The organism is Streptomyces sp. NPDC102437 (assembly GCF_044765565.1).
Taxonomy (GTDB): domain Bacteria; phylum Actinomycetota; class Actinomycetes; order Streptomycetales; family Streptomycetaceae; genus Streptomyces.
The window spans coordinates 93,215-105,719 of the sequence record NZ_JBIWKI010000018.1; the positions used below are offsets into that span (position 1 = coordinate 93,215).

General features: G+C 71.5%; 10 protein-coding genes and 2 pseudogenes. 5 read left to right on the forward strand and 7 right to left on the reverse strand.

What is annotated here, in order from left to right:
• Positions 1–22 precede the first annotated feature (22 nt).
• Positions 23–2,236: an ATP-dependent DNA helicase RecG gene (gene recG / locus ACIRJP_RS23335; protein ID WP_404177299.1), complete on the reverse strand. Its 2,214-nt coding sequence runs from the start codon at positions 2,234–2,236 to the stop codon at positions 23–25.
• A 195-nt stretch (positions 2,237–2,431) separates the two neighbouring features.
• Between recG and ACIRJP_RS23340 the strand changes: the two are divergent.
• Positions 2,432–2,989, forward strand: a pseudogene (locus ACIRJP_RS23340) (HSP90 family protein); the annotation flags it as partial.
• Positions 2,990–3,187: 198 nt separating this feature from the next.
• On the opposite strand, the gene ACIRJP_RS23345 reads toward ACIRJP_RS23340, so the two are convergent.
• The gene (locus ACIRJP_RS23345) at positions 3,188–4,807 is read right to left on the reverse strand and encodes a DAK2 domain-containing protein (protein ID WP_404177301.1); all 1,620 of its coding nucleotides are present in this window, start codon (positions 4,805–4,807) and stop codon (positions 3,188–3,190) included.
• Between the two features lie 259 nt (positions 4,808–5,066).
• Between ACIRJP_RS23345 and rpmB the strand changes: the two genes are divergently transcribed.
• The gene (gene rpmB, locus ACIRJP_RS23350; protein ID WP_030928661.1) at positions 5,067–5,252 is read left to right on the forward strand and encodes a 50S ribosomal protein L28; all 186 of its coding nucleotides are present in this window, start codon (positions 5,067–5,069) and stop codon (positions 5,250–5,252) included.
• A gap of 105 nt (positions 5,253–5,357) precedes the next feature.
• On the opposite strand, the gene thiD is transcribed toward rpmB, so the two are convergent.
• Positions 5,358–6,164: a bifunctional hydroxymethylpyrimidine kinase/phosphomethylpyrimidine kinase gene (gene thiD, locus ACIRJP_RS23355; RefSeq protein WP_404177304.1), complete on the reverse strand. Its 807-nt coding sequence runs from the start codon at positions 6,162–6,164 to the stop codon at positions 5,358–5,360.
• Positions 6,165–6,288: 124 nt separating this feature from the next.
• Positions 6,289–7,257, reverse strand: a complete 969-nt coding sequence (locus ACIRJP_RS23360) for a thiamine-phosphate kinase (protein WP_358949535.1) — start codon at positions 7,255–7,257, stop codon at positions 6,289–6,291.
• Between the two features lie 324 nt (positions 7,258–7,581).
• On the opposite strand from ACIRJP_RS23360, the gene ACIRJP_RS23365 reads away from it, so the two are divergent.
• Positions 7,582–7,815, forward strand: coding sequence for an Lrp/AsnC family transcriptional regulator (locus tag ACIRJP_RS23365; RefSeq protein WP_072487263.1), 234 nt, complete (start codon positions 7,582–7,584; stop codon positions 7,813–7,815).
• A 20-nt stretch (positions 7,816–7,835) separates the two neighbouring features.
• Entirely contained in the window at positions 7,836–8,318 is a 483-nt protein-coding gene (locus ACIRJP_RS23370; protein ID WP_404177308.1) for a DUF3515 domain-containing protein, read from the forward strand.
• A gap of 49 nt (positions 8,319–8,367) precedes the next feature.
• Here ACIRJP_RS23370 and ACIRJP_RS23375 read toward each other — a convergent pair whose 3' ends face one another.
• The 3 genes from ACIRJP_RS23375 to ACIRJP_RS23385 form a co-directional block, all read right to left on the reverse strand.
• Positions 8,368–9,525: a D-alanine--D-alanine ligase family protein gene (locus tag ACIRJP_RS23375; protein WP_356086599.1), complete on the reverse strand. Its 1,158-nt coding sequence runs from the start codon at positions 9,523–9,525 to the stop codon at positions 8,368–8,370.
• A 100-nt stretch (positions 9,526–9,625) separates the two neighbouring features.
• On the reverse strand, positions 9,626–10,636 hold the full coding sequence (locus ACIRJP_RS23380) for an NAD(P)H-dependent glycerol-3-phosphate dehydrogenase (protein WP_404177311.1): 1,011 nt from the start codon (positions 10,634–10,636) through the stop codon (positions 9,626–9,628).
• Positions 10,633–11,385, reverse strand: a complete 753-nt coding sequence (locus tag ACIRJP_RS23385; protein ID WP_404177314.1) for a lysophospholipid acyltransferase family protein — start codon at positions 11,383–11,385, stop codon at positions 10,633–10,635. The genes ACIRJP_RS23380 and ACIRJP_RS23385 overlap by 4 nt, the downstream gene beginning before the upstream one ends.
• Before the next feature lie 149 nt (positions 11,386–11,534).
• On the opposite strand from ACIRJP_RS23385, the pseudogene cofC reads away from it, so the two are divergent.
• Positions 11,535–12,200, forward strand: a pseudogene (gene cofC / locus ACIRJP_RS23390) (2-phospho-L-lactate guanylyltransferase); the annotation flags it as partial.
• Positions 12,201–12,505 lie beyond the last annotated feature (305 nt).

Genomic DNA, 12,505 nt, shown 5'->3' on the forward strand with positions numbered 1-12,505 from the left:
CGGCGTCCCCCGCCGGTCCGGCTCAGCCCTTGTCGAGGTACTGCTCGCGCTCCTTGTCGAGCAGCGCGTCCAGCGCGGTGCGCAGCTCCGGCAGGTGTTCGAGCTCCGGGTCGGCGGCGACGATGGCGACGGCCTCCTCGCGTGCTGCGGCGATGACCTCCTCGTCGTCGATGACGGTGAGCATCCGCAGCGAGGAGCGGACCCCGGACTGGGCCTGGCCGAGGACATCGCCCTCGCGGCGCTGCTCCAGGTCGATCCGGGAGAGCTCGAAGCCGTCCAGGGTGGCGGCGACCGCGGAGAGGCGGGCGCGGGCGGGACTGGCTTCGTGGGCCTCGCTGACCAGCAGGCAGAGCCCGGGGGCGGAGCCCCGGCCGACCCGGCCGCGCAGCTGGTGCAGCTGGGAGACGCCGAAGCGGTCGGCGTCCATGATCACCATGGCGGTGGCGTTGGGGACGTTGACGCCGACCTCGATGACGGTGGTGGCGACCAGGACGTCGACCTCGCCCGCGGCGAAGCGGCGCATCACGTCGTCCTTGTCGTCGGGGTTCATCCTGCCGTGCAGCACCTCGATACGCAGACCGGCCAGCGGGCCCTTGGTGAGCTGCTCGGCGATCTCCAGCACGGCGAGCGGCGGGCGCTTGTCGCCCTCGGCCTCAGGGTCCTTCTTCTTCGCCTTCTTCCCGGCCGCCTCGTCGTCGGCGTCGTCGTCGCCGATGCGGGGGCAGACCACGTACGCCTGGTGTCCGTTCTCCACTTCTTCCCGCACTCTTTCCCAGGCGCGGCTGAGGAAGTGCGGCTTGTCCTTGGCGGGCACCACATGGCTGGCGATGGGCGAGCGGCCGGCCGGGAGCTGGTCCAGTACGGAGGTCTCCAGGTCGCCGAAGACGGTCATGGCGACCGTACGGGGGATGGGGGTGGCCGTCATGACCAGCAGGTGCGGCGGTTGCTTCCCCTTGGAGCGCAGGGCGTCGCGCTGCTCCACCCCGAAGCGGTGCTGTTCGTCGACGACGACCAGGCCCAGGTCGTGGAACTGGACCTTGTCCTCGATCAGGGCGTGGGTGCCGATCACGATCCCGGCCTCGCCGGTGACGAGGTCGAGTAGCGCCTGCCGGCGGGCCGCGACGCCCATGGAGCCGGTGAGCAGCACCACCTTCGTCCCCTGCTCGGAGCCGCCCAGCATGCCGCCCTCGGCCAGCTCCCCCATCATTTCCGTGATCGAGCGGTGGTGCTGCTGGGCGAGCACCTCGGTGGGCGCGAGCATCGCGGCCTGCCCGCCCGCGTCGACGACGCCGAGCATGGCCCGCAGCGCGACCATGGTCTTCCCCGATCCGACCTCGCCCTGGAGGAGCCGGTGCATCGGGTGCTCGGTCGCGAGGTCGTCGAAGATCTCCTTGGAGACCTTCTGCTGCCCGTCGGTGAGGGTGAAGGGCAGCTTGGCGTCGAAGGCGTCGAGCAGCCCACCGGGCACGGGTCTGCGGGCCACGGCCGGGAGCTGGGTGTCGGCGTACCTGCGGCGGGCCAGGGCGACCTGGAGGACGAAGGCCTCGTCCCACTTCAGCCGGTCCCTGGCCTCGGCGATGTCCGCCTTGGTCTGCGGGCGGTGGACCTTGAGCAGCGCATCGGGGAGCGCCGTGAAGCCGCGGCCCTCACGCAGGCCCGGCGGCAGCGGGTCGACGGCCTCCTGCGCGCTGGGCAGCACTGTGTCGACGGCCTTGGCGATCCGCCACGAGTCCAGCTGCTTGCAGGCCGGGTAGATCGGCAGCAGTCGCCCGGCGAAGGCGTCCACCGCCTCCGTGGCCTCGTCGGTATCCGCAGTGTCCAGCAGCTGGTACGTGGGGTGGGCCAGCTGCATCTTGCGGTTGAAGACGGAGACCTTGCCCGCGAACATCGCCCGGCGGCCAGGCAGCAACTCCTTGTGCGGCTTGTGGACGCCGTGGCCGAAGAAGACCAGCTGGAGCCGGCCGTGGCCGTCGGTGAGGGTCACTTCCAGGCGCTTGCCGCGGCCGTTGTTGAACATCAGGACGCGGGCGTCGGCGACCTGGGCGACCACCGTCACATGCTCGTCCAGCGGAAGGTCGGCCAGCGCCGTGAGCCGGCCGCGCTCCTCGTACCGCCGCGGGTAGTGGTGGAGCAGATCACCGACCGTGTGCAGGTCGAGATGTTCGGCCATCACCTTCGCGGTGGCTCCGCCGAGCAGCTTCTTGAGGGGTTCATCGAACGCAGACACGCGATCCATTGCACACCACAGCACTGACAGATGTCCGGCGGGCACCACCCGGAACCTATGAATCTTCTGGTCGCAACCGTCGCCGCGCCGCTGGGGTCGGCTCCCACGCTTCCGGCTCGCGATCACCTCTCCAGGGATCGCCCGACCCGCGCTGTCGCGAGTGCCTCACCGGACGAGGCACAGGCCCCCACCGGCGCTGCGACGATGACATCCGGTCCCTCAGCGAATTCCGCGTCCCCCGAACACACCGACTCCTCCGGCCGGTCCCCGCACACCTTCCAGGTGGATCTGCGCGGACTGGTCGACCTTCTCTCCCACCACCTCTACTCCTCCCCGCGGGTCTACCTCCGCGAGCTGCTGCAGAACGCCGTGGACGCCGTCACGGCCCGCCGCGCCGAGCAGCCGGGTGCGCCCGCCCTGGTGCGGCTGCAGGCGGACGGCGGGCGGCTCCGGAGCGAGGACAGCGGATTCGGTCTGACCGAGACCGATGTGCACAGCCTGCTCGCGACGATCGGCCGCAGTTCCAAGCGCGACGGGGACGGGCTCGCCTCGGCGCGAGCCGGGTTCCCCGGCCGGTTCGGCATCGGGCTGCCGGCCTGCTTCGTCGTCGCGGCCGAGATCCGGGTGGTGAGCCGTTCGGCGCGTACACCGGGAGCGCCGCCCGTGGAGTGGTGCGCCCGCGACGACGGTTCGTACACCGTCCGTACGCTGCCCGACGGCGCGCGGACCGAGCCGGGCCGACGAACTGCTGCCCGACCGGGCGTCCTTCGTGCGCTGGACGGGCAGCTGTACCTGGAGGAGTTCGCCCGGCGCCGTCCGGACGGGGCCCGGGAGCGGGCCCGGAAGGTCCTGAAGATCCACGGGGCCGGGGAGCCGGACGAGACGGGTGAGGAGCGCCGCGCGGAGGCCGAGGCGCTGCTGGGGCTGTCAGTCGGCCGGCAACCCTTCGGGCCGACCCCGCTATTCCACCCCGATGAGCAGCGGAGCGCTCTGGCGGCCGCCCCGGTACACCACCGTGTCCACCGCCAGATAGCCCTCGCGCACGTGCTCCTCCAGCGCGTCCGCGAGGCTGTCGGGGACGTCCTCGCCGAGGACCAGGGTGACCAGTTCGCCGCCCGCCGCCAGCATCCGGTCCAGCACGTCGCGGGCGGTCCGCGGTACGTCCCCGCCGATGACCGCGACATCGCCGTCGATCAGGCCCAGCACGTCGCCCGCCTGGCAGATGCCCGCCATGGTCCAGGACTGCCGTTCGGCGACGGCGAGTTCGGCGTAGCGCGTGGCGCCGGCGGCGGCGGTCATCGCCACCACGTCCTCGTCGAAGCTGCGGTCGGGTTCGTGGACGGCGAGAGCCGCGATGCCCTGGACGGCGGCCCTGGTCGGGACCAGGGCGACCCGGACGCCCTGGGCGCGGGCCTGTTCGGCGGCGGCCGCGGCGGTGTGGCGCAGCTCCGCGTCGTTGGGCAGCAGGACCACCTCGCGGGCGTGCGCCCGGAGGATCGCGTCGACCAGTTCGCCGCTGGCGGGCGGCTCGCCGGGGCGGGCCAGCACCGTGGTGGCGCCGGCCTCCTTGCACAGGTCGCGGAGCCCGTCGCCGGGGACCAGTACGACGACCGCTCGCTGCACGGGCTCGGCGTGGGGGTGCACCCGGTCCGCACCGAAGTGGGCGATCCGGATCCGGTACGGCCGCCCGGCCTCGACGCCGGCCTCCACGGCGGCGCCCGCGTCGTCGACGTGCACGTGGACGTTCCACAGTCCGTCGCCGCCCACCACCACGAGCGAGTCGCCGAGCCGGTCGAGCCGGGTCCGCAGCCGGTCCACCGCGTCGTCCGTGGCCTCCAGCAGGTAGATGACCTCGAAGGCCGGTCCGCCCTCCGCGTCGGCCTCCGCGCAGTCGTCCGGCACGGGAAGGAGGGACACCGCCGTCCGACGGGGCTCGGGCGCCTGCCCGCAGACCGCTTCGACGAGTGCCCCGAGCACCGTCACCAGGCCCCGTCCGCCGGCGTCCACGACGCCTGCCCGGCCGAGGACGGCGAGCTGTCCGGGGGTCGCCTCCAGGGCCGTGCGCGCCCCTTCGTACGCCGCCCGTGCGACCTCCGTGGTCCCGGCGCCGTCCTCGGTGCGGGCGGCGGCCTCGGCGGCCGCGGTGGCCACGGTGAGCACGGTGCCCTCGACGGGGTGGGCCACGGCCTGCCGGGCCGCCGCGGCGGCGACCGCGAGCGCCCGGCGCAGCCTGTCCGCGTCATGGCCGTCGGCCAGTACCCCCGCCATCCCGCGCAGCAACTGGGCCAGGATCGTGCCGGAGTTCCCTCGGGCGCCGATCAGGGCGCCGTGTGCCATGGCCCGTACCGCGTCGGCCGTGGCGGGCACGGCCCCGCCGGTCTCGTGGGCGGCGAAGACCGCTTCGACGGCCTGGGTCGCGGATTCCACGGTGAGATAGAGGTTCGTCCCGGTGTCCCCGTCGGCGACGGGGTACACGTTGATGGCGTCGATCGCCTCGCGCTCCCGGCCCAGCGCTTCCAGCGCCAGTGAGCACCAGGTGCGCACCGCGACGGCGTCCATGTCGTCGGCGGTCTGCGGCACCTGTCGGTCCTCCTCGGATTCGGCCGTGGGCGGCCGGCTGCATCGCAGAGTAGTACCCCGCGCACCGGGTCCGGCGGGGACAGGGGCGGGAGGGGGGCGGTGAAACCCATGGTAGTTTCGTTCTACCGACGCAGCCGTTGTATGCTGCTTCGGTTGCCCGATGAGAGTCGGGCCATCCCTCCGGTACCGCCACTTCAGTCAAATGATTCCGGCGCGCCGGATTTCACTGTAAGTGCATCTGAAGTCTTTGGAGTGACCCGTGGCTGCCAACTGCGACGTCTGCGGCAAGGGGCCGGGCTTCGGCAACAACATTTCGCACTCGCACCGCCGTACGTCCCGTCGCTGGAATCCCAACATCCAGCGCGTGCGTGCCGTGGTCGGTCGGACGCCGAAGCGGCTCAACGTCTGCACCTCGTGCATCAAGGCCGGCAAGGTCGCGCGCTGACGTTCCCGTCGTAGCGCAGCCTTCCGGTTGCCCAAAAAGCCGGTCCACCTCGGTGGACCGGCTTTTTGCTGTGCTCCCGGCCTTTCGCGCCGTGCGGGGGCGCCCTCAGCCGGTGCGCGTCCGCCAGCCGTGGTCGACCGGGCCGATCCCGGAGCCCAGCGGGAAGCCCGCCATGATCGCCCCGGTGACGTACGCCTTCGCGTGCCGTACCGCCGTGGGCACGTCCTGTCCCAGGGCCAGCCCGCAGGCGATGGCCGAGGCAAGGGTGCAGCCGGTGCCGTGGGTGTGGCGGTTGTCGTACCTGGGGGCGCGCAACCAGTGCTCCTCGGCGCCGTCCGTCAGCAGGTCGACGGGCTTCCCCGGCAGATGACCGCCCTTGACGACGACCCAGCGCGGTCCGAACTCCAGCAGCGCGGCGGCGGCCCGCGGCATCCCGGCCTCGTCCTCGACGTGGATGCCGGTGAGCTGTGCCACCTCGTCCAGGTTCGGGGTGGCGACCGTGGCGACCGGCAGCAGCTTCGTCCGCACGGAATCGAGCGCCTCGGCAGCCAGCAGCGGATCGCCGTGCTTGGAGACGCCGACCGGGTCTACGACGGCCGGGGCGCCGGTGGCGGCGAGGAGTTCGGCCACGGTCTCCACGAGGACGGCCGACGACAGCATTCCGGTCTTGACCGCCTGCACCCCGATGTCATCGACGACGCTGCGGTACTGGGCGCGCACCGCCTCGGCGGGCAGTTCCCAGGCGCCCTGCACCCCCAGCGAGTTCTGGGCGGTGACGGCGGTCAGCACGCTCATCCCGTGCACACCGTGCGCCAGCATCGTCTTCAGGTCGGCCTGGATGCCCGCACCGCCGCCGGAGTCGGATCCGGCGACGGTGAGGACACGAGCGGGTACGGCGGCAGATATGGGCATACGCCGAAATCTACTGGGGTCTGTCCGGCCCTGATCCGCCGGACAGGCCCCAGGGCCTCTCGTTTGGATCATGCCGGGCTCGCTTGTCCCGGTGCCTGATCCGGCCTGATCCAAACCAAAGACCCTAGGCGTCCTCGATGTCCCCGAAGTGGTCCCAGCCGCTCTTGCTGGTCCACGGCGCGCCGTCGACCGTCACCTGCGGCAGCGCGGAGGGGTTGAGGACCTCGCCGATCACCTTCCAGCGGGCGGGCAGCTTCACGTCCGGCGGGAAGGTGGCGACGATCGCGTGGTCCTCGCCACCGGTCAGCACCCACTGGAGCGGGTCGACTCCGACGGCCTGCCCGATGTCGGACATCTGCGAGGGGATGTCGATGAGCCCCGAGCGCAGATCGATCCGGACCTTGCTGGCCTCGGCGATGTGCCCGAGGTCGGCGACGAGCCCGTCGCTCACGTCCGTCATCGCGGTGGCCCCGAGCCCGGCGGCCGCGGGGCCCGCGTGGTACGGCGGTTCGGGGCGCCGGTGGGCCTCCACGAAGGCGCGCGGCGAACGGAAGCCGCGGGAGAGCACGGCGTACCCGGCGGCGGACCAGCCGAGCCAGCCGGTGACGGCGACGACGTCGCCGGGCTGGGCGCCGGAGCGGGTGACCGGCTCGTGGTTGCGCAGATCGCCCAGCGCGGTGATCGAGACGGTGATCGTCTCGCCGCGCACCACGTCGCCGCCGACCACGGCCGCGCCCGCGACCTGGCACTCGTCACGGATGCCGTCCATCAGCTCGCCGGCCCAGGTGACCGGGAGTTCGGCGGGGACGACCAGGCCGAGCAGCAGCGCGGTGGGCACCGCGCCCATGGCGGCGATGTCGGCGAGGTTCTGGGCGGCGGCCTTGCGGCCGACGTCGTACGCCGTCGACCAGTCACGGCGGAAGTGCCGTCCTTCCAACAGGATGTCCGTACTGGCCACGACCCTGCGGTCGGGAGCGGTCACGACCGCGGCGTCGTCGCCGGGGCCGAGCCGTACCGCCGGAGTGGTGGTGAGCCGGGAAGTGAGCTCCCTGATGAGCCCGAACTCCCCCAACTCGCCCACGGTTCCCTTCACCGAGTCTCACCTCTCATCTGTCGCGCCGGACGGTCGTCCGGGCTGCTTCGGCGGCCGGGGGTCCGCGCCGTGGACCCGCCGCCGTCCCGGGGAGCGGTCCGCACCGCTGGTCAACGCCACGCCCGTCCCCCTTCCGGACCGCTGCGCTTGCGGTCGCGGGCCGTCACTGCTGTCAGTACTGTCAAGAGATACGTCAACTTGTGTCTTGTGTACGCCACGCTGTGGGCGTCAACGGCACGCAGGTCTCCCCGCGGCACGCGGCAACGCGATACCGTGGCGTCCCTTTCTCCCCCACATGATCCTCGTGGCCGCCCTGGAGGTTCCGTGGTACAGGCGTACATCCTTATTCAGACCGAGGTGGGCAAGGCGTCGACCGTCGCCGAGACCATCGCCAGAGTTCCCGGAGTGATCCAGGCAGAGGACGTCACCGGCCCCTACGACGTGATCGTGCGCGCCCAGGCCGACACGGTCGATGAACTCGGCCGCATGGTGGTCGCCAAGGTCCAGCAAGTGGAAGGCATCACCCGAACCCTGACCTGCCCGGTCGTCCATCTGTAGCCCCCGTCTACGCTGGGCCGGTGACCTCATCGCGCCGGCTTTGCCACCCCGTCTTCCTCGGCCCGTCCGTCGCCGCGCTGCTGCTGGCCGCGGCGGGCTGCTCCACAACGGACGCCGCGGTGCGGATCACGGTTCCCACCCCGTCCCCACAAGCCGCGGCCTACTGCCGTGCGCTGCACGAGGAGCTGCCGAGGACCGTTGCCGGACTCGACCGCGGGGACGCCGGGCCGAAGTCCGAACTGACCGCCGAGTGGGGGGACGGGGAGATCGTACTGCGCTGCGGTGTCCCCCGGCCCGCGAAGATGGACGACCCGCTGGCGAAGGGGACCGAGGCGAACGGCGTCAACTGGCTGCTGGAGCAGTCAGAGGACGCCGGTCCGCGTTTCACGACGACCTATCGCAAGGCGTACGTCGAGGTGACCCTGTCGGCGGCGTACGCCCATGACGCGACTCCGCTGGCCGCGTTCGGCCCGGCCGTCCGCAAGACGGTTCCCGGGCTGTAGGGCGTGCGCTCCCGGGCAGGAGCGCACGCCCTGCGGCACGGGAACCGGCTCAGCGCAGGCCGGTCGGGCGGCTCAACGCCGCCTGGATCAGCCGGTCCACCAGTTCCTGGTAGCTGACGCCGCTCTCCTGCCACATCCGCGGGTACATGGAGATCGGGGTGAAGCCCGGCAGGGTGTTGATCTCGTTGATCACGAAGGTGCCGTCCTCGGTGAGGAAGAAGTCGGCACGGACCAGCCCCTCGCAGGACGTGGCCTCGAAGGCCTCGACCGCGAGCCGCTGCACCTCGGCCGTCTGCTCCTCGGTGAGCGGGGCGGGCACGATCCCGGAGGCCGAGTCGATGTACTTGGCCTCGAAGTCGTAGAAGTCGTGCGAGGTCACCGGTGGGATCTCGGCGGGCACGCTGGCGCGCGGACCGTCCTCGAACTCCAGCACCCCGCACTCGATCTCGCGGCCCCGCAGCAGCGACTCGACCAGGAACTTGGGGTCGTGGCGGCGGGCCTCCTCGATCGCCTCGTCGAGGCCGGAGAGGTCGTCGACCTTGGTGATGCCGATGGACGAACCGGCCCTTGCGGGCTTGATGAAGAGCGGCCAGCCGTGGTCGCCGGCGAATTCCACGATGCGCTTGCGGGCGCCGGAGGGGTCGTTGTCCCACTCGCGGGGACGGACCACGAGGTACGGGCCGACCGGCAGCCCGAAGGAGATGAAGACCCGCTTCATGTACTCCTTGTCCTGGCCGACCGCCGAGGCGAGCACGCCCGCGCCGACGTAGGGCACACCGGAGAGCTCCAGGAGCCCCTGGAGAGTGCCGTCCTCGCCGTACGGGCCGTGCAGCACCGGGAAGACGACGTCGACCTCGCCGAGCGCCTTGGGGACCGAGCCGGGCTCGCTGTAGACCACTTCACGGCTGCCGGGGTCGACGGAGAGCACCACGGCGCCCTCGGTGGACTCGGCCAGCTGGGCCACTTCCGGCATCTTCCGGTCCGTGATGGCCATGCGTTCGGGTTCGTCGGCGGTGAGCGCCCAGCGGCCGTCCGTCGTGATGCCGATCGGCAGGACGTCGTACTTGGTCCGGTCGATGGCGTTCAGGACGGCGCCGGCCGTGACGACCGAGATGCCGTGTTCGGAGCTGCGGCCGCCGAACACGACGGCCACGCGCGGCTTGCGGAGCTGCTGCTCCGGGCTCTGGGGGAGGTTCTCGCTGCTCATATCGCGTTGAGCGTACCTGCTGGTACCACTGGCGTCAGCGCGGCCGGGGCCGCCGGAGCGGTGACCGGGAGGTTCACCTGTCCGCCCGCCCCGGCCGGTCTCAGCGCCGCTCGGGCTTCGCGCTGCGCGACATCAGCTCGCCCAGCGCGACCATCGGCGGCTTGCCCTCGTGGACGATCCCGACGACCGTCTCGGTGATGGGCATGTCGACGTTGTGCCGGCGGGCCAGATCGAGCACCGATTCACAGGACTTGACGCCCTCGGCGGTCTGCTTGGTGACGGCGATGGTCTCCTGGAGCGTCATGCCGCGGCCGAGGTTGGTGCCGAAGGTGTGGTTGCGCGAGAGCGGCGAGGAGCAGGTCGCCACCAGGTCGCCCAGGCCCGCGAGTCCGGAGAAGGTCAGCGGGTCGGCGCCCATGGCCAGGCCGAGGCGGGTCGTCTCGGCGAGGCCCCGGGTGATCAGCGAACCCTTGGCGTTGTCGCCGAGGCCCATGCCGTCGGCGATGCCGACCGCCAGGCCGATGACGTTCTTCACCGCGCCGCCGAGCTCGCAGCCGACCACATCGGTGTTGGTGTACGGGCGGAAGTACGGGGTGTGGCAGGCGGTCTGCAGGCGCTGGGCCACGGACTCGTCCTGGCAGGCGACGACGGCCGCCGCGGGGCGGCGTTCGGCGATCTCCTTGGCCAGGTTGGGGCCGGTGATGACGGCGACCCGGTCCGCGGAGACCTTGGTGACGTCCTCGATGACCTCGCTCATCCGCTTCGCGGTGCCGAGTTCGACGCCCTTCATCATCGAGACGAGGACGGTGTCGGAACCGAGGTGGGGGGACCATTCGGCGAGGTTGGCGCGGAGCGTCTGCGAGGGCACCACGAGCACGGCGAAGTCGGCGCCGTCCAGCGCCTCGACGGCGTCGGTGGTGGCCCGGACCGATTCGGGGAGCTCAATTCCCGGCAGGTAGTCCGGGTTGGTACGGGTCGTGTTGACGGCCTCGGCGATCTCGGCGCGACGGCCCCAGAGGGTGACCTCGCAGCCGGCGTCGGCGAGGACCATGCCGAAGGCCGTACCCCATGAACCGGTTCCGAAGACGGCCGCCTTTGCGGGGTGCGTCACTTGGCTCCCTCTCCTTCGGCCTTGCGCCGCTGCTCAGCACGGGCCTTGCGGTGGTCGTAGGGCTGTGCGGGGGCCTGCTCGCCCCGCACGATCTCCAGCTGCGCGGTCACCGCGGCCATGATGACCTCGGTCGCCTCGCGCAGGACGTCGGGCGTCGGCTCCAGGCCGTAGAACCTGGCGAGGTCCACGGGCGGTCCGGCCTGCACCTGAAGGGTCTTGCGGGGGAACAGCCGGAGCTTGTTCTCCTTGGCGTACGGCGGCATCGCGAAGTTGGCGCCCCACTGGGCGACGGGGATGACCGGGGCCTTGGTCATCAACGCGACCCGGGCGGCGCCGGTTTTGCCGGCCATCGGCCACATGTCGGGGTCGCGGGTGAGCGTGCCCTCGGGGTAGAACGCGACGCATTCGCCGCGCTCGATGGCTTCGACGGCCGCCCGGAAGGCGTCCAGCGCATTGGTCGTCTCGCGGTAGACCGGAATCTGGCCGGTGCCGCGCAGCATCATTCCGACAAAGGGGGTCTTGAACAGGCCCGCCTTGGCGAGAAGCCGCGGCACGCGTCCGGTGTTGTACTGGAAGTGACCGTAGGAAAGCGGGTCCAGATAGGAGTTGTGATTGACCGCGGTGATAAATCCACCGTCGGCCGGAATGTGTTCCATCCCCCGCCAGTCACGCTTGAACAGAACCACCAGCGGCGGTTTTGCGATCACCGCCGCAAGGCGGTACCAGAAGCCGATTCTGCGGCGGGACACTCGGACACCTTCCTCTAAGGACCTGAACTCTGCCTGGTCACCGACGGTCAAGTCTCGCCCCCGGCCCCTGCTCTGTCGAGAACACCGTACGCCCCGCTTTCGGGACCGACCCTCCAGGTTCTCGCACCGGCAGGCGAGAATAGGCGGCGATGCGCACCGAGGGGGAGATCGCCACGAACACCGACCCGGCCGGTCCTTGGTCCCTGGTCGTCCCGTTGAAGCCCCTGGCGCGGGCCAAGAGCAGGCTGACGCCCGAGACGGGGGCCGAGCTGCGCCCCCTGCTGGCCCTGGCCTTCGCCCGGGACACCGTGGCCGCCGTCCTGTCCTGCCCGGCGGTGCTGGATGTGGTGGTAGTCACGAACGACCCGGAGGCCTCGGCGGCTCTCACGGCGATCGGGGCGCGGATCGTCCCCGACGAGCCCGACCGCGGGCTCAACGCCGCGCTGGCACATGGCGAGCGGGCGGTACGGGCCGGGCGGCCCGGGGCCGCGGTCGCCGCGCTCAACGCGGATCTGCCCGCGCTGCGCCCGGGAGAATTGACCCGGGTACTCGATTATTCCGCCGAATTCCCTCGCGCATTTGTGACCGATGCGGCAGGAATCGGGACAACATTTCTTTCGGCCTCACCGGGGGTGGAATTGCGCCCGGCGTTCGGCGGCCCTTCCCGGGCCCGCCACCTGGAGTCCGGTGCGGTGGAAATCGATCTGCCCGGCATCGATTCAATGCGCCAGGACGTGGACACCGGCGACGATCTGCGGGCGGCGCTCGTCCTGGGCGTCGGCTCGCACACGGCGGGGCACTGGCGATCCGGAGCCCACGCGTCGAGCCTGCGACGGCCTCCTCGCCGGACCGATAGGCTGCCGTCCATGCAGGCGACCTCGTACACCTACGACCCCGAGACCCGCACCGGCAGCGTGCTGCTCGACGACGGCACCCCGGTGGAATTCGACGCCCGGGCCTTCGACGCGGGCGGTCTGCGGCTGCTGCGCCCGGGCCAGCGGGTACGGATCGAGGGCAGCGGCGAGGGTGCGGAGCTGCGGATCACCCTGGTGACCCTGCAGACCTTCTGAGCCGCCGGACGCCCAGCGCCGGCGCACCGCAAGCACCCGGCGCACCGCCC

Coding starts and splice junctions, on each gene's coding strand:
- thiD (WP_404177304.1), bottom strand. CDS start 6,164: ATGCCCATATCTGCCGCCGTACCCGCTCGTGTCCTCACCGTCGCCGGA.
- ACIRJP_RS23375 (WP_356086599.1), bottom strand. CDS start 9,525: ATGAGCAGCGAGAACCTCCCCCAGAGCCCGGAGCAGCAGCTCCGCAAG.
- recG (WP_404177299.1), bottom strand. CDS start 2,236: ATGGATCGCGTGTCTGCGTTCGATGAACCCCTCAAGAAGCTGCTCGGC.